Genomic DNA, 15605 nt, shown 5'->3' with positions numbered 1-15605 from the left:
GTGAACAGATTTTGGGCGATGCATGCTCGCCCAACCGTTGCCTGGAAAAATCGAGAATGCCAATCTGTTAGGCATGATGAAGTATTATGCATATGCCCGCAAGGGCGATGCCGGTCGCCGGGATATTGCGGCGTGATGGACCACCAAACACTGGTTTTCGATGGGACCCTGGACCCGGATGCGTTTCTGGCATTCTGCGCCCATCGCGCCCAACGACTTTCGATCGACCACAAGGTGCTGGAGCGCTCGCCAACGCGCGTCGAAGTCACCTTGCGTGGCCACGCAACCCTTATCGACATGTTTGAAATGGCCTGCAGCCTCGGGCCTGAAGGTAGTGTGGTGGTCGCCACATCCAGGAAAGCGGCATGAGCGCGGGTCGGAGCGAACCTGTCGCTGTAGCCCTGTCGCGCGATGTTCCGTTCGGCACCTCGATTGGCGTGCGGGTGGAGGGCATCGAATATGTCGTCTGGCGCGATGAGAGTGGCAAAGCCCATATTTGGGAAGATCGCTGCCCCCATCGCGGCATGAAACTGTCGCTAGGCTTTGTGCGCGGCGACCGCATCGCTTGCCTCTATCACGGCTGGGAATATGGCACCGACGGTGTTTGCCAGAAGATCCCCGCCCATCCCGATCTTCCGGTCCCTGACAGCATCGCCGTGGGCACCTTTGGCGCGGTCGAAAGCGGCGGATTGATTTGGCTCGCCACCGAAGAACCAGCCGTCGAAGTCGAACCGCTGCACCCTGTGCGCAGCATGATGGTGGAGGCGGCTGTGACCGACGTGGAAGCGCCCGAAGGTACCCATGTTTTCCTCCAGCCCGTGAGCGCCAGTGAGACCATGCTGCACATCTGTGTGGAGGATCGCGCCGACGCGGAAACGGCCTATTTGTGGGCACTCGGTTTGCGAACCGGGCTTGAGGCGGAAAGCTAATGGGCACTCCGGTTCTGTATGATTTTGCCCTTGATGCACGCTGCTACGCGGTGCGGCTCGGTGCAAGCTTGATGCAGCGCGATATCACCATCCGCGATGTGGACGTGATGCCCGGCAACGAGCACCTCTCGCCCGACATGCTGGCGCTCAATCCCAAGGGCAACGTGCCTTTCCTGGTGGATGGCGAAGTTACGCTCACCGAACCGGCGGCGATCATGACCTATTTGGCCAAAGGAACGTCGTGGGAGCCGATATCGTTGAAGGGTATCGAGTGGCTCTTCTTTGCCAACGAATCGCTTTCCACTTTCAACACAGCGCGCCACGCCGCCCTCTTCAGCCAACCAGGCACCGCGGATTTTGACGGCATCGCGCATGGTACACGCCAGGCCAAAACAAAGCTGCGGCAAATGGAAGACCAATTGAGCCTTGGGGCGCTGCGCAGCGACACCTATCTCACGGGTCGTTTGCCGGGCATCGCCGACATGCTGGCGTTTCCGATCTTTGCCCAATCTCGCGACTTGCGCATTGAGCCCGAAGCCTATCCAGCCTTGCGCCTTTGGGCGCGCCGCGTGCGCAAGCTTCCCGGCTTTATCGGCATGCCTGGCGTGCCGGATTATCACTGATGCCGTTCATCGCCCCCACCCAGCTGAAGACATCCTACGACGTCATCATTGTTGGCGCTGGTTCCGGCGGCTGCGTGGTGGCACGGCGGCTGATCGATCAAACCAATGCGCGCGTGCTCTTGGTGGAGGCGGGCAGGGCGGACCACAACGCCGCGCTCTTGCTCGACCCGACGGCCTGGATACCGCTGGCGGGCGGCGACTATGATTGGGGGCTCTCTTACGCGCCCAATCCGCGGCTGAACAACCGCCGCATTCCTAGCCCGCGCGGCAAGGTCCTTGGCGGGTCCAGCGCCATCAACGCCATGATGTGGTATCGCGGCCACCCCGCGGATTACGATCGCTGGGATGTGCCCGGCTGGGCATGGGAGGATTGCCTGCCAGCCTTCAAGCGCTGCGAAACCTGGGAAGAGGGGCCAAGCGACCTGCGTGGTGGCGATGGACCACTGCGCATCAACCGATCCCCCGACCCACATCCCGTCGCGCTGGCGATGATCGAGGGCATGGCCGAGCTTGGCTATGCCAGGTTGGACGATCCCAACGGACATTCCAACGACGGCGTCGGGCTCGCCAATTACAACATCGATGCTGGCAAGCGCTGGTCGAGTGCGACTGGCTATCTGGAACCGGTGCTCGCCCATCCGAACCTCTCCATCGTGACGGAAACGCGCGCCAAGCGCATCATCATTGAGCACGACAAAGCGGTTGCGGCCGAGCTAATCATCGACGACCAGCCCTTTGTGGTTGAAGCGTCCTCGCAAATCGTGCTGGCCGCTGGCGCGTTTGAAACACCACGGCTGCTGACGCTTTCCGGTCTTGCCGATGAGAGCGCGCTGCGGCGCCTGGGGATCGACACACAGGTTCATCTGCCTGGCGTTGGTCAAAACCTGCAGGATCATCCGCTGCTGCGCGCTGTGAATTTTCGCGCCAAAATTCCCTCTGGCCCGACCCGCGACAATGGCGGAGGCGCCATCGCAAACGTGTGCTCGCACTCGGGTCGTACACAGCCCGATGTGCATATGCTGCCCATCCAACAAGCCTCTGGCGGACCGGACTTGCGCCAAGCCTATGACACCTCCGGCAATGTGTTTGCGCTTGCACCAGGCGTCATGGACACCAAAAGCGTTGGGTCGGTCACCGTGACGGGTGACAGCCCGGACGACCCGCTGATCATCGCCCCCAACTTCTTTGATCATAGCGATGATTGGCAGGCCATGCGTTTTGGCGTGCGGCTAGCGCGTGACGTGGCTAGGACCAAGGCATTTGAACACCTCTATGACGGGCTCGCCGCACCAGCATCGCTGGAGACCGACGAAGAGATCGACGACTTCATCCGCTTGGCCTGCGCGACGTTTTTCCATTGTTGCGGCACGGCGAAAATGGGGGCGGCCGGTGATCGGATGGCGGTCGTCGATGCGGGCCTAAATGTGCTTGGCGTCGACGGCTTGATGGTCGCCGATGCCTCCATCATCCCGATCATACCGACCTGCAATACACACGCGCCTGTCACGATGATCGGCGAACGGGCGGCCGATTTCCTCATCGATGATCTCGCCCGGCACGGCTTTTGCAGCGCTGTTGCAAACAGTCAGGCGGTCCCTGCATGAGCGGCACCCATATCCTCGCCAGTGATACAATCCTTACCATGGATGCCGAAACATCGGTCATCTTGGATGGGGCAATTGCCATTGCTGGGCAGACGATTGTCGCGATCGGTTCGCGTGAGACTGTGCTGCAAGCCTACCCAGGCGTGCCGATCAAAGAGATGGACAATGCCCTGCTCATGCCAGGTCTCATCAACGCCCATGCGCACTCGGGCATGTTGCGCGGCACGGCTGAGCACCTGCCGGTTTGGGAATGGCTGACGACCCACATCAACCCCATGCACAAGGTTCTGAACGCCGAGGAAGCGCGCGCGGCAAGCCGCCTCTGTTATGCCGAGAGCCTGCTGGGTGGCACGACCACCGTGGTTGATATGTGGCGCTTTATGGAGTGCAGTTGCAAGGTCGCCCGCGATATGGGCAACCGTTTGGTCGCCGTGCCTTATGTAGGCGCCCACCCGGACTATGACTATTTTGAAAGCCTCGACGACAATGAAGCGCTGCTCGACGCTTGGCAGGGCGGCGCGGATGGACGGGTGCGCGTCTGGGTTGGCTTGGAGCATCCCTTTTACACCAACGAGGCAGGCTGGAAGCGCGCCGTGGATATGGCGAACCGCTACAAGACAGGCATCAACACCCATTGCTCCGAAGCGCAGATCGAGGTGGCGGAGTTTCACAAGCGCTATGGCAAAGCACCGGTCCGGGCGTTGGCGGATTTTGGGTTTTTTGACACGCCGCTTGCGCTTCTCGCCCACGCCGTTTGGCTATCGGAAGACGAGATCGCATTCCTCGCCGACAAGCCTGCCAGCGTTTCGCACAATCCGATATCCAACATGAAACTCGCCAGCGGCATCGCCTCGGTCGAGGCTATGCGCGCTGCTGGCATTCCGGTTGGCCTGGGCACCGATGGCGAGAAAGAAAACAACAATTTCGACATGTTCGAGGAGCTGAAAGCAGCCTCGCTGATGGCCAAGCTGCGCGACCACGATGCTGCCGCGCTCGACAGTTGGCAGGTGTTGAAAATGGGCACCTGCGAGGGCGCACGCGCCATCGGCCTTGGTGATCAGATCGGCTCGTTGGAGGTCGGCAAGCAGGCCGACATCATCGCGGTCTCCACGGACACGCCGCGCATGACGCCGTTCTTTGCCGATGGGCCCTACTTCAACCTGCAGCACAATCTGGTGCACGCGGTGAAGGGATCGGACGTGCGCATGACCATGGTTGCCGGCCAGATCGTGGCTGAAGACGGCGCGCTCACACATGACGATATGACAGACATTCTGGCCGAGGTTCGCGCGCTTGCGCCAGGCTTGTTTGCCCGCCGCGCCGCCTTTCTCGAAGAGCACCGCATCGGCACCGTCCAATGGGTCGCGGGGTAGGGAGCCGATGGCCAAAACGAACGATCCTGTTGCGCTGAACCAATGGTACGCCGTGGCCTCGCGCGACGAGGTTACGAGCAAGCCCTATCGTACCCGTCTGCTTGGCCAGGACATTGTTCTGCGCGACACAGAGGAATGTGTCGAAGCGTTTGAGGTGCAGGCCGATGGGTATGGCACCAAGCTACCGGTACAGGAAAAATTCGGCTGTCTCTGGACCACGCTTGGACAGCCCAGCGCGCCGATCTTCGATATTGTCGAGAGCGAAGAGCCCAATCGCCGCTATGTCCCCTGCGGCTGGTTCAACCTGCGCGCATCCGGTTTGCGGATCGTGGAGAATTTCCTCGATATGGCGCATTTCCCGTTCGTGCATACCGACATTTTGGGGTCGGAACCGCACACCGACGTACCCAAATACGAGTTCGAAATCCGCCGCGATGTCGATGAGGTCTGGGCCACCAACTGCACTTTCTTTCAGCCTCAGGTGACCGCGGGAAGCGAGGGCGCATTTGCGCAACTGACCTATCGCGTGCCGACGCCGTTCACGGTTATGCTCTACCGCGTTAGCCCCTCGGACCCGTCGCGTTTGGACGCCATTGCCGCCTTCATACAGCCGATGGAAGAAGATTTTTGCCGGGCGATCCCGGTCATGTATCTCGTCGATCCCGATAGCAGCCACACCGCACTGTTGAAGTTCGAACAGGTGATCTTTGCGCAAGACAAGATCATCGTGGAGAACCAGCGCCCGATCCTTTTGCCACTGCATGCGCAGGATGAGATACCCACCCGCGCCGATGGGTCGTCCGTCGCATATCGTCGCTGGCTGAAGGAAAAGGGTCTGACCTACGGCACCACCAGCGAGCCGAAGGTAGCTGCTTGATGCAAATCGTTCGGCCCTTGTCCTTAAGCGATGCCGTCGAAGCTCTGGCCGAGCCCGGTGCCAGAGCCATCGCCGGCGGGACAGCGCTGCAACTGACCTGGGAAGCGGGGGCAAAGAAGCCGAAAACGCTGGTTGACGTATCTAGACTTTCCGAGCTGACCGGCGTGAGCGAACAAGCCGACGCGATCCACATCGGTGCGCTAACGCCCCTTGCAGCGCTGATACAGAACGCTCTCATCGCCGAGCATCTGCCGCTGCTGGCCCGCGCGACGCGTGATGTGGCCGGGGCATCAGTGCGCACCATGGGCACGCTTGGGGGACAGATCGGTTGGGGCGTCGGTTGCCTGTTGCCCGCTCTGCTGGCACTCGATGCGCAGGTGGTTCTGGTAGGCGAGGGGGGTGAACGTACCCAACCCTTGGCAGACTTTTTGGCCAATCGCGGCGATCCACTCATCGCGGCCGTACACGTTCCCAAGCAAACATCGCCGCATTGGCTGTGGCACAAGGCCGGGCTGCGTGCCGCCTTCACTCCGGGCGTTATCGCCGTTGCCGGTGTCTGGATGCAGCAGGATAGTGTTTTCGCCGATCTGCGCCTGGCCGCAGGATCCGGCACGACACCTCCCCAACAGCTAGTCGCCATCGAACAGCTGCTAACTGGCAGGACGAGTGCCGACGTCGATCCGTCCAAGATCGCGCAAGCTATCCAGGCACCTGATGATGCGCTGCGCACTGGTGCCTACCGCAAACGCGTTGGCGCAGCAGCCCTTGTTGCAGGGCTCCGTGGTCTGCCGATGCCGACCACACAAACAGTAGCTCGATTGCCGACACCAGTCTCGGCCCCGCAGGGCGAGCGTGTGCTTTCGCGTGAGGCTGCTAACGGCGATTGGCATATCCGCGCAGACTTGGATGATAAGCTCAACGGCGCGCCGGTCTTCCTCACCGACGCGCGCAGCACTGAGATGTTGGTTGGCGCGATCCTGCGCGCGCCACACCCACATGCCAAACTGATCTCCATCGACACAAGCAAGGCTGAGGCCCTGCCTGGCGTCCACGCCGTGGTGACCCACAAGGACATTCCGGGGTTGAATGCTTTTGGCATCGTCATTCAGGATCAGCCCGCGCTTTGCAGCGACGTGGTCCGCTATGAGGGCGATCCGATCGTCGCCGTCGCCGCGGATACAAAGGACATCGCCAAGACGGCACTTGATTTGATCGAGGTCGACTACGAGCCGCTGCCAATAGTCAGCGACCCGATCCTGGCTTTGACGCCGGATGCGCCGGTGCTGCATGAGGGCGGCAATCTCCGAAAGACCGTCGAACACAAGGTCGGCGATGTCGATGCGGCGTTCGCCAGCGCGACCCACATTGTTGAAGACCTCTACATCACGCCGCGGCAAATGCATGGCTTTATGGAAACCGAGGGCGGCGTTGTCGAGCCGACTGATGAGGGTGGGATCCTGGTGCGTGTGGGCGGCCAGCACGGTGGGCGCGATCGCACACAGCTATCGCGTATCCTGCACCTGCCTGAAGACAAGATCGAGGTTGTCACGTCCCCCATCGGCGGCGGATTCGGCGGAAAGGACGAGTTGACGGTCCAGCCTGCACTGGCGCTGCTCGCCATAAAGGCCAACCGCCCGGTGCGGCTGCAGCTCTCGCGCGCAGAGTCGGTGAAAGCTGGCACCAAGCGCAACGCCTTTCAGATACGTATGAAGACCGCCTGCGATGAAAGCGGCATACTCCTCGCTCAGCAGGTGGATGCCATCGCGGATGGCGGAGCCTATGCGAGCCTCAGCCTAGGCGTGATCGAAACCGCCATGGAGCACGCCTGCGGTCCCTACATCGTGCCCAACATCGACGCGCGCGGACGGCTGGTTGCGACCAACAATGGCACCTGCGGCGCGTTTCGTGGCTTCGGCTGTAATGAGATGACGTTTGCGGTGGAAAGCCAGATCGAGCGGCTGGCCCAGATGGTGGGCATCGACGCCGTGACCATGCGCCGGCGCAACATCCGCCAGCCGGGCATGCCTGGGTATTTGGGTCAAAAGGTAGCACCGACGGAGCGACTATCCGCCATGCTCGACAGCGCGTCGGCAAGCCCGCTTTGGACCCTGCCGCAGGGCCTGTCAGCGGATGGGCAACGCTGGGTCGGGACCGGCATGGCGCTTTGCTACCAGGGCAATGGGCTTGGCACGTTGCCCGAGGACGAGGGCGAGATCGAACTGGCGCTCGCTGCCGATGGTAAGATCGAGGCGCGCTACGGCCTGGATGAGATGGGCCAAGGCCTGGTTCCGGCAGTTGCCTCGGCGGTGTCCAACGTGCTTGGCGTGGCGCGCGACGATGTCCGGGTGGTCTATGGTGATACGCGCTCAACACCTGACAGTGGCTCCACCACCGCCTCGCGCGGCACGTACATCGTGTGGAAAGGCGCCCAACTGACGGCGCCTGGCTTCAGGCAAGCCTTGTTGCAAGGCGCTGCGGCAGATCTGCAACGCACGCCCGACCAGCTAATGCTGGTGCCTGGTGGCGTTGGCGAGACTGGCTCCAACTCTGGTGAGCCGCTGATTACCTTTGGCGAACTGGCAGACCAAATGACGCCCGACGAGAGGCCGGTTGAACGCCAGTTCTGCGCCTACCCCAAATCCGACTACGCCGAAGGCAATGCACGCTTTCTGTTCATCTCAGGCGTCACGTTGGCGCGCGTTGCGGTGGATCGCATCACCGGCATGGTGAGCGTGCTCGATATGGCCCAGCATTCGGCCTCCGGCCCCGTGCTCGACGTTGCGTCTTACCTTGGGCAGATGGAGGGCGCCGCTAGCCAGGGCATGGGCATGACACTGACCGAGCATGTTTTGATCGAGGGCGGCCGCGCCGTCACCGGTAACTTCGACACTTACATCATGCCTTCCATGGCGGACCGGCCGAAATGCATGCCAACCTACGCGCTGGATGAGTTGGACGAGAGCGATCCTTACGGCCCGCGCGGCGTCGGCGAGCTTGGCATAACAGGGTCCGCACCTGCCATCGGCAACGCAGTTGCCCGCGCGTTGAGCCTGCGGGCTGATGCCGTGTGGCCGAACCATCTGCCGCTGTCGCCCGAGACACTTCTTAACCTGATGGAGACGTGATGCTCGACCGACCGACCCTCGATACGCTCACACTGTCCTTCACGCTGAATGGCGCGACCGTCACAGAGAGCATGGGCGCCGAAATGCGCCTCGCCGATCTGCTGCGGGAAAAACTGTTTTTGACCGGCACCAAGATCGGCTGCTCCATCGGTCGATGCGGAGCCTGTAGCGTGCTCGTCGATGGCGTTGCGCAAAACGCCTGCCTGCTCTTCGCCTGGCAGGTGGACGGCAAAACCGTGACCACCATCGAAGGTATCGATCGTGTGACGGTGGCCGCCCATGTGAAAGCGGGCCTGCGCGAAGAGTCGGCGTTCCAGTGCGGTTACTGTGCGCCGGGGTTCGTGGTGGCGCTGGTGTCGTTCTTGTCGGTCAATCCTACTGCCGATGATGACGCCGTGATTGCGGCGCTTGAGGGAAACATCTGTCGCTGCACCGGCTACCATTCCATCGTGCGAGGCGCTCTGAATGCGACGGCGCGGGTACGTGCTGCTCACGGTGAGACTGGCCAAACCGCATGACCATACATTTCACCCGCACCACGGCCGATACCGAAGAGGCCAAGGCCTTTCTTGCAAAGGGTGCCAAGCAGTTGCTCATTGATGGCGCGTGGACCGATGCGACCGGTGGCGATACCTTTGCGACCTGCGATCCGGCGACACTAAACCCGCTGGCCAATCTCGCAAAAGCATCCGCCGTGGACGCCGACAAGGCGGTGGCAAGCGCCCGAAACGCTTTTGAAGATGGGCGCTGGCGGAGCCTAACGCCGTCGGCGCGTGGCAAGATGCTGTGGAAGATCGGCGAACTCATCGACCAGCATGCCGATGCCCTTGCAGAACTGGAGACCTTGGATCAGGGCAAGACTTGGGGCACGAGCCGGTTTGCCGAGATACCTGCGAGCGCTGAGCAGTTCCGATATTTCGCGGGGTTTGCCACGAAGATTTCCGGTCAGACAATCACACCATCGATCACCTATCAGCCACCGGGCAAGCAGGTGGTAGCGCACACGCTACGCGAACCTGTCGGTGTCGTGGCGGCCATAACGCCGTGGAACTCGCCTTTGTTGATGGCCGCCATGAAGCTTGCCCCTGCCTTGGCGGCGGGGTGTTCAGTGATCTTGAAACCGGCGGAGGATACCTCTCTGACCGCGCTTTACCTGGGCAACCTCTTGCTGGAAGCTGGCGTGCCACCTGGCGTCGTGAACATCGTGACCGGCTATGGCCATGAGGTCGGAGCGCGCCTGGCCAACCATCCTGATGTCGATAAACTCGCTTTCACCGGTTCAACCGCGACGGGCCGCAAATTGATCGAAGCAGCGGCGGGCAATTTGAAAAAACTGACGCTTGAGCTCGGCGGCAAGTCGCCCTTCATCGTTCTTGAGGATGCTGATCTGGACGCGGCGTTGGACGGCGCCATGCGCGGGGTTTTTGCCAATGGCGGGCAGGTCTGTGTTTCCGGATCGCGGATCTATGTCGCGCGTACGATCTTTGATCGGTTCGTCAACGGATTGGCGGAGAAGGCCACGAGCATGCAGCTAGGGCATGGGCTTGATCAGGGCACCCAAATGGGCCCGCTCATTCACCCCGCCCACGCCGCCAAGGTCGCGGATTATGTAAGCGGTGCCGCCAAGGACGGCGCAGCAATTGTCACTGGCGGTGAGCTGGATGGCCCGCACCACAGCTTTGTGCGCCCCGCCGTCATCGCCAATCCGAGAGCTGAGAGCGCCTTGATGCGCGAGGAAGTGTTCGGCCCCGTTGCGGCGGTGAGCGCTTTTGATGACCTCGATGACGTCGTGTGCCAAGCCAATGACACGCGCTACGGCTTGGCGGCCAGCGTCTGGACGCAGAACCTGTCTGACGCCCATCGACTGTCCGCTGCCATCAAGGCGGGAACGGTTTGGATCAACGGGCATTCCTACTTCTCGCCGGAGCTACCGAAAGGTGGCTGGAAAGAGTCCGGCTGGGGCGTTGAGAACAATGCCGAAGGCTTGGACAATTATCTGCAGACCAAGACGGTGTGCAGCATCGTATAACAACCTGGCTTACTTGCTCCCCACCCAGAAGCCTTCATGGACCACGGCGCTTTCCTCCGAAAGCAGCGGGCCGACCACATCGACCTTGCGCTGGCCAGAGTCGAGAACAGTCTTGCATGGCAGATCCATCGTCAGGTTTTCAGGATCGGGACCGATAAGGTCCTTCAGCGCGCGTTCGCTCATGCCGTGCACCACGCGGCCAACGCCTGCCCAATAGACCGAGCCCGCACACATCGCGCAGGGTTCAGCGCTCGTGTACATACTGCATGTGCGCAGGAAATCGGTATCATAGGTCATCGAGGCTTCGGTCATCAGATTGCGCTCGGCGTGACCGGTATCGTCGCCCTTGGTACCGCAGGTGTTCATCGCCTCCAGCAAGATCTTGCCATCAGCATCAGCCAGCAGTGCCGCAAACGGGTGGTCGCCGCGTGCGCGCGATTGCCTGGCTAGTTCGATAGTGTGCCGGATCAGTTCTTCATCGCGTTCAGGTGAAATTGGCATGGATTAACTCAGCTCATGGGTGTTGCAATCGCAATTGCTTAGCATGTGGGCATTCACGTAGCATGCCTATTTAGCAGGCAAAGTGTCTGCAAGTTCGACAGCTTTTGAATGCTATTGAGGCGCTCACGCGCCCGATACACCTGCGCGCGCGGCGGCGCCCGTGGTTTCATCATCATTGAGTAGAAGCGGTCAGGTGGATCAGCTCGCGGGCAAAAATGCGCCAGAGACGAGCTGTAAATCGGGACATTGCTCGGCCTTCCAACCCAACGCTTGGTCGCAGGCCAAGCGGCAATGGAGCCGAGTCCGCTTGCTGTTTCTTCTCTCCTCCCACCCGGCTAATCGATGCGCCTTTATCCGTGCGCATGCTGCGAAAAGCCCCGTCATCCGGTCGATCCGCCGGTGCCACACATTGCGTGGCGCCGGATCACACTGCGTGTGCGACTGGGAAAGGAAATGATATGAACCTTAAATCACTCTCCGCCGCGCTTTTGGGCGGCATGACCATATTGGCAACCGCGACATCAGCGCAGGCGTTGGATGCGGTGACATTCCAGTTGGATTGGCTGCCTGGCGGCGACAAATCTCCCATTTATGTCTGCATTGAACAGGGCTTCTGTGAGGAAGCCGGTATCGAAGTGACCATCGAAGGGGGGCGCGGTTCCTCCGAAGCTGTCACCAAATTGGCCACCGGCATTTCCGACATTGGCACGGCAGGCCTTGGCGCGCTGATGGCGGCGGCAGTGACTGAAGATGTGCCGGTGACGGCTGTCATGTCTTACTTCAATCAGGGCCCACACGCCTTCTACACGCTTGAAGGCAACGGGATTGAGACGGTTGAAGATGTGCGCGGCATGACCATCGCGACCTCGCCTTTCACCTCATCCAACGTTTATCTGCCACTCATCCTGGCCGACATGGGCATGACGGAAGAGGACATTGTTCTCAACAAGATGGACCCTGGTGCGCTTGGACCGACCCTTATGACCGGTCAGGCCGATGCAATCATCGCTTGGGTTGTTGATGTTACCCGCTACACCACCCAGGCAGAAGAGGCTGGCAAGGACATCGTGGTGATCCCTTGGTCGACCGCTGGCCTCGACCTCTACTCCGCCTCGGTGATGGCCAACGATACATTCTTGGCCGAACGCCCCGATGTCGCTCGCCGCTTCCTGGAAGCGTATCAGCGCTCGGTTGTCTTCGCCTCGGAAAACCCGGCTGAAGCGGCCGCAGCCGTTGTGTCTGTGGTCCCTGAGCTTGACCTCGCCTCCATCGAAGGCGGCGTCAATGATGCCATGTTGCTGGTCTTCAATGAGGTGACCGAAGCCGATGGACTGGGCGTCTTCGAGCCGGGTCGTCTCGCCTCCACCTGGGCACGTGTTGCCGCCGCGCAGGGTTTTGACCCTGAGGCGCTCGACCCGGAGACGATCGTCGACCGCTCGTTCATGCCCACCAACTGATAGTTGAACGAAGGCACGACCAGATGCCAAATACCGCCGCGATCGCGTTTGAAAATGTCGGCCAAGTGTTCGCCACGGACACCGGTCCACTTGAAGCGCTTCGCGGCGTTTCCACCAGCATCGCACGGCATGAATTTGTTGCGGTGCTTGGACCGTCGGGCTGCGGGAAATCCACGCTCCTGCGCCTGACGTCCGGCCTCCTGAAACCGACATCAGGCAGCGTGAAGGTCTTTGATCTAGCGGTCACTGATCCGCGCGATGATATCGGTATCGTGTTCCAAAAACCGACTTTGCTGCCCTGGGCGAACACCATCGACAATGTGCTCTTCCCGCTGAAACATCGCGGTGGGTTCGTCGCTAAGGCGGACCGCGAACGTGCCGTCGATCTTGTGAAGATGGTCGGGCTGGAAGGGTTTGAGAGCCGGCTGCCGAACGAACTGTCCGGTGGCATGCAGCAGCGCGTAGGCATCGCCCGTGCCTTGCTCATGGATCCCGATATTCTGCTGATGGATGAGCCGTTTTCCGCGCTTGATGCGCTGACCCGCGAAGACATGGGGTTTGAGCTTCTGCGTATCTGGCAGGAGCGACCGAAGACGGTGCTCTTCATCACGCACTCCATCGCCGAGGCAGTGTTGCTTGCCGACCGCGTGATCGTGATGACCGATCGCCCCGGCGCCATTCTTGAAGATTTGAAGGTGCCGCTCGATCGCCCCCGCACCATTGAAACCACCACATCAAAGGTGATGCATGAGTTTGCAGGATATCTCCGCAGCCTCCTCCTCAAGCGCGCCGCTTGAGGACTCCAAAGCGGCGGTCGCCCCTGCGGATACGCCCGCGGCTGCGACCGCTGTGAAGGTGCCGTTAATCCGCCAGATGATGGCGGTGCCCGGCCTATTGCCTGGCCTGACCATCATTGCGCTGCTGGTCATCTGGGAGTTGGCAACGCGCATCTTCCCGATCCCGAGTTTCATTCTCCCGGCGCCCACTCGCATCGGCGGAGCAATCGATGCCGTGCCTGCCGACCGTTGGTTCGATCACGTCTGGGCGACATTGAGGGTCGCCATGATCGGCTATGTGATTTCCATCTGCATCGCGCTGCCTGTAGCGATTGCGCTCACCCGGTCGAAAGTGGTGTCGGCGTGCCTTTATCCGCTACTCGTCGTCATCCAATCCACGCCTGTGGTGGCCGTCGCGCCCATCATCATCGTGATCCTTGGCTCGGGCGATGCACCGCGGGTGACCATTACGTTCCTCATCACGTTCTTCCCGCTGGTGGTTTCGATGACCACGGGCATGATGGCGACGCCGCGCGAGCTGATCGAACTTTCCCAGAGCCTCAAGGCGCCGGCCTGGCGCGAGTTCACACAGATCCGCATTCCCTACGCGATTCCCTACATCTTCTCGGGACTGAAGATCTCCATCACACTGGCTGTCATTGGCGCCGTGGTGGCGGAGTTTGTGGCGTCCTCGCAGGGGCTCGGATTTTTCATCCAGTTTTCAACGTCCAACTTCAAACTGCCCCAGGCCTGGCTAGGGCTTGGGTTTCTGGTGCTGATGTCGCTGACGCTCTTCAACCTGGTGGTGTTGGTTCAACGAATCTTCTTCCCCTGGTCGATCCCCAAGGATGAGCGGTGACCAACTTTCTCATCCAAGGCGCCGAAGGCATTCTCACCGGCCAGCTGGGCGAAGCGGCGAGGGCCAGCGGTTCCATCCGTGTGCACGACGGTAAGATCACCGCCATTGGCGATCTGGCGCCAGAGCCTGACGAGGAAATCGTCGATGCCTCAGGCTGCGTGGTGACGCCGGGCTTGGTGAACAGCCACCACCATCTTTTCCAAAGCGTTCTGAAAAGCGTGCCCGAAGGCATGAACGAACCGCTGACGCCTTGGCTGCGTCTGGTGCCCTATTCCTATTGGGATACGCTCGATGCCGATGTGATGCAGGCCGGTGTGACGCTCGGCATGGCTGAGCTTGCCTTGTCCGGCGCAACAACCATCGCCGACCATCACTATTTCTATTCAGACCGTTTCGATTTCGACCCATCGACGATCCTTTGCGAAACAGCGCAGCGCTTTGGCGTGCGGTTCATGCTGGGGCGAGGGGGCGCAACGAAAGCACGTGCGTTCGACTCCCCCGACATCGTGCCGCTCCCGACCGAAAGCTTCGATGCCATGCTTAAAGCGGTGGAAGCCGATGTGAGCCGTTGGCATGACGCGGCGCCGGACGCGATGATCAAAGTCGCCTTTGCGCCGACGACGCCGACCTATTCCCTGCTCGAAGGTGAGCTGAAGGAGATCGCCCAGGCCACCCGCGCTATGGGCGTGCGGCTCCATTCCCACCTGTCGGAAAACACCGGCTATGTGGATTACACGCTAGAACACTACGGCAAACGTCCGGTCCATTGGCTTGCCGAGCATGACTGGTTGGGGCCTGACGTGTGGTATGCCCATCTCGTCGATTGCGATGAGAGCGAAGTGCAACTGCTCGCCGAAACCGGAACGGGCATGGCGCATTGTGTGCAGGCCAATGCGCGCCTTGGATCTGGCGTTGCGCCGGCAGACCTGCTGCACAAGCTCGGCGGAACCGTCTCTTTGGGCGTGGATGGTGCGGCTGCCAATGAAGCCGCCGACATGATTTCCGCGCTCTACACCACGTTCTGCACCCACCGGATCACCAAAGGGGTTGAGGCCGTCAATGCGGAAACCTGCCTGCATTGGGCGACCGCGGGCGGTGCCAAGGTCCTGGGTTTTGAAAGCATCGAAACATTGGAGGTCGGCAAAGACGCCGACATCGCACTCTTTGATCTGTCGGCGCCACGGCACCTCGGCCAGCATGATCGGTTGATTGGCCCCATCGTCGCCGGTGGCCAAGTGCAGGTCCGGCATTCGTTCGTAAAGGGCAAACCGTTGGTCGTGGACGGCGTACTGCCCTTCCTCGATATGGACCAGCTTTCGCATGACTGTTTCAAAGCGGTCGAAACCATCAAAACGCGCCGTGCGCACAAACTGAAGGAGGCTTGCTGACCCGTTCACGATCAGGAGTAGAAGCAGGCAGCGCTGTGTTTTTGGAAGAGCGCAGGTCATTGCT

At 60.9% G+C, this 15605-nt stretch carries 14 protein-coding genes; 13 read left to right on the top strand and 1 reads right to left on the bottom strand.

The annotated features are described in order from the left end of the window. Positions 1–135: 135 nt before the first annotated feature. Genes JJ917_09270 through JJ917_09230 form a run of 9 tightly spaced genes read left to right on the top strand, consistent with a single transcriptional unit; the run spans position 136 to position 10560 of the window. Positions 136–369 carry a hypothetical protein gene (locus tag JJ917_09270; protein ID MBO6699009.1) on the top strand — a complete coding sequence of 78 codons (234 nt, stop codon included), beginning with the start codon at positions 136–138 and terminating at the stop codon, positions 367–369. Then, a complete protein-coding gene (locus JJ917_09265; protein MBO6699008.1) occupies positions 366–929 on the top strand; it encodes a Rieske 2Fe-2S domain-containing protein in 564 nt (187 codons plus the stop codon). The genes JJ917_09270 and JJ917_09265 overlap by 4 nt, the downstream gene beginning before the upstream one ends. Continuing rightward, positions 929–1552, top strand: coding sequence for a glutathione S-transferase family protein (locus JJ917_09260; GenBank protein MBO6699007.1), 624 nt, complete (start codon positions 929–931; stop codon positions 1550–1552). The genes JJ917_09265 and JJ917_09260 overlap by 1 nt, the downstream gene beginning before the upstream one ends. Continuing rightward, the gene (locus JJ917_09255) at positions 1552–3156 is read left to right on the top strand and encodes a GMC family oxidoreductase N-terminal domain-containing protein (GenBank protein MBO6699006.1); all 1605 of its coding nucleotides are present in this window, start codon (positions 1552–1554) and stop codon (positions 3154–3156) included. Before JJ917_09260 ends, JJ917_09255 begins: the two co-directional genes overlap by 1 nt. Then, positions 3153–4529 (top strand): amidohydrolase, encoded by a 1377-nt coding sequence (locus tag JJ917_09250; GenBank protein ID MBO6699005.1) that lies wholly within the window; start codon positions 3153–3155, stop codon positions 4527–4529. The genes JJ917_09255 and JJ917_09250 overlap by 4 nt, the downstream gene beginning before the upstream one ends. Positions 4530–4536: 7 nt before the next feature. Beyond that, positions 4537–5406 (top strand): aromatic ring-hydroxylating dioxygenase subunit alpha, encoded by an 870-nt coding sequence (locus JJ917_09245; GenBank protein MBO6699004.1) that lies wholly within the window; start codon positions 4537–4539, stop codon positions 5404–5406. Next, positions 5406–8531, top strand: coding sequence for a molybdopterin-dependent oxidoreductase (locus JJ917_09240; GenBank protein MBO6699003.1), 3126 nt, complete (start codon positions 5406–5408; stop codon positions 8529–8531). Before JJ917_09245 ends, JJ917_09240 begins: the two co-directional genes overlap by 1 nt. Continuing rightward, complete coding sequence (locus JJ917_09235) at positions 8531–9049, top strand: (2Fe-2S)-binding protein (protein MBO6699002.1); 519 nt, start codon at positions 8531–8533, stop codon at positions 9047–9049. The genes JJ917_09240 and JJ917_09235 overlap by 1 nt, the downstream gene beginning before the upstream one ends. After that, positions 9046–10560, top strand: a complete 1515-nt coding sequence (locus JJ917_09230) for an aldehyde dehydrogenase family protein (protein MBO6699001.1) — start codon at positions 9046–9048, stop codon at positions 10558–10560. Before JJ917_09235 ends, JJ917_09230 begins: the two co-directional genes overlap by 4 nt. A gap of 9 nt (positions 10561–10569) precedes the next feature. Here JJ917_09230 and JJ917_09225 read toward each other — a convergent pair whose 3' ends face one another. Next, positions 10570–11061 carry a nucleoside deaminase gene (locus JJ917_09225; GenBank protein ID MBO6699000.1) on the bottom strand — a complete coding sequence of 164 codons (492 nt, stop codon included), beginning with the start codon at positions 11059–11061 and terminating at the stop codon, positions 10570–10572. 458 nt (positions 11062–11519) lie between these two features. Between JJ917_09225 and JJ917_09220 the strand changes: the two genes are divergently transcribed. From JJ917_09220 to JJ917_09205, 4 genes are all read left to right on the top strand, one after another. Further along, positions 11520–12518 (top strand): ABC transporter substrate-binding protein, encoded by a 999-nt coding sequence (locus tag JJ917_09220; GenBank protein ID MBO6698999.1) that lies wholly within the window; start codon positions 11520–11522, stop codon positions 12516–12518. A gap of 23 nt (positions 12519–12541) precedes the next feature. Next, a complete protein-coding gene (locus JJ917_09215; GenBank protein MBO6698998.1) occupies positions 12542–13315 on the top strand; it encodes an ABC transporter ATP-binding protein in 774 nt (257 codons plus the stop codon). A gap of 79 nt (positions 13316–13394) precedes the next feature. After that, on the top strand, positions 13395–14153 hold the full coding sequence (locus tag JJ917_09210) for an ABC transporter permease (protein ID MBO6698997.1): 759 nt from the start codon (positions 13395–13397) through the stop codon (positions 14151–14153). After that, the gene (locus tag JJ917_09205) at positions 14150–15541 is read left to right on the top strand and encodes an amidohydrolase family protein (GenBank protein ID MBO6698996.1); all 1392 of its coding nucleotides are present in this window, start codon (positions 14150–14152) and stop codon (positions 15539–15541) included. The genes JJ917_09210 and JJ917_09205 overlap by 4 nt, the downstream gene beginning before the upstream one ends. Positions 15542–15605 lie beyond the last annotated feature (64 nt).

Source organism: Hyphomicrobiales bacterium (assembly GCA_017642935.1).
Taxonomy (GTDB): Bacteria; Pseudomonadota; Alphaproteobacteria; order Rhizobiales; family MH13; genus MH13.
This window is presented reverse-complemented; position numbering and strand designations above follow the sequence as displayed.

Excerpts from the sequence above, each read along its gene's own strand:
- JJ917_09230 (MBO6699001.1), top strand. The coding sequence starts at position 9,046 with ATGACCATACATTTCACCCGCACCACGGCCGATACCGAAGAGGCCAAG.
- JJ917_09245 (MBO6699004.1), top strand. The coding sequence starts at position 4,537 with ATGGCCAAAACGAACGATCCTGTTGCGCTGAACCAATGGTACGCCGTG.
- JJ917_09270 (MBO6699009.1), top strand. The coding sequence starts at position 136 with ATGGACCACCAAACACTGGTTTTCGATGGGACCCTGGACCCGGATGCG.
- JJ917_09240 (MBO6699003.1), top strand. The coding sequence starts at position 5,406 with ATGCAAATCGTTCGGCCCTTGTCCTTAAGCGATGCCGTCGAAGCTCTG.
- JJ917_09210 (MBO6698997.1), top strand. The coding sequence starts at position 13,395 with ATGGCGGTGCCCGGCCTATTGCCTGGCCTGACCATCATTGCGCTGCTG.
- JJ917_09220 (MBO6698999.1), top strand. The coding sequence starts at position 11,520 with ATGAACCTTAAATCACTCTCCGCCGCGCTTTTGGGCGGCATGACCATA.
- JJ917_09265 (MBO6699008.1), top strand. The coding sequence starts at position 366 with ATGAGCGCGGGTCGGAGCGAACCTGTCGCTGTAGCCCTGTCGCGCGAT.
- JJ917_09255 (MBO6699006.1), top strand. The coding sequence starts at position 1,552 with ATGCCGTTCATCGCCCCCACCCAGCTGAAGACATCCTACGACGTCATC.
- JJ917_09260 (MBO6699007.1), top strand. The coding sequence starts at position 929 with ATGGGCACTCCGGTTCTGTATGATTTTGCCCTTGATGCACGCTGCTAC.
- JJ917_09250 (MBO6699005.1), top strand. The coding sequence starts at position 3,153 with ATGAGCGGCACCCATATCCTCGCCAGTGATACAATCCTTACCATGGAT.
- JJ917_09215 (MBO6698998.1), top strand. The coding sequence starts at position 12,542 with ATGCCAAATACCGCCGCGATCGCGTTTGAAAATGTCGGCCAAGTGTTC.
- JJ917_09235 (MBO6699002.1), top strand. The coding sequence starts at position 8,531 with ATGCTCGACCGACCGACCCTCGATACGCTCACACTGTCCTTCACGCTG.
- JJ917_09225 (MBO6699000.1), bottom strand. The coding sequence starts at position 11,061 with ATGCCAATTTCACCTGAACGCGATGAAGAACTGATCCGGCACACTATC.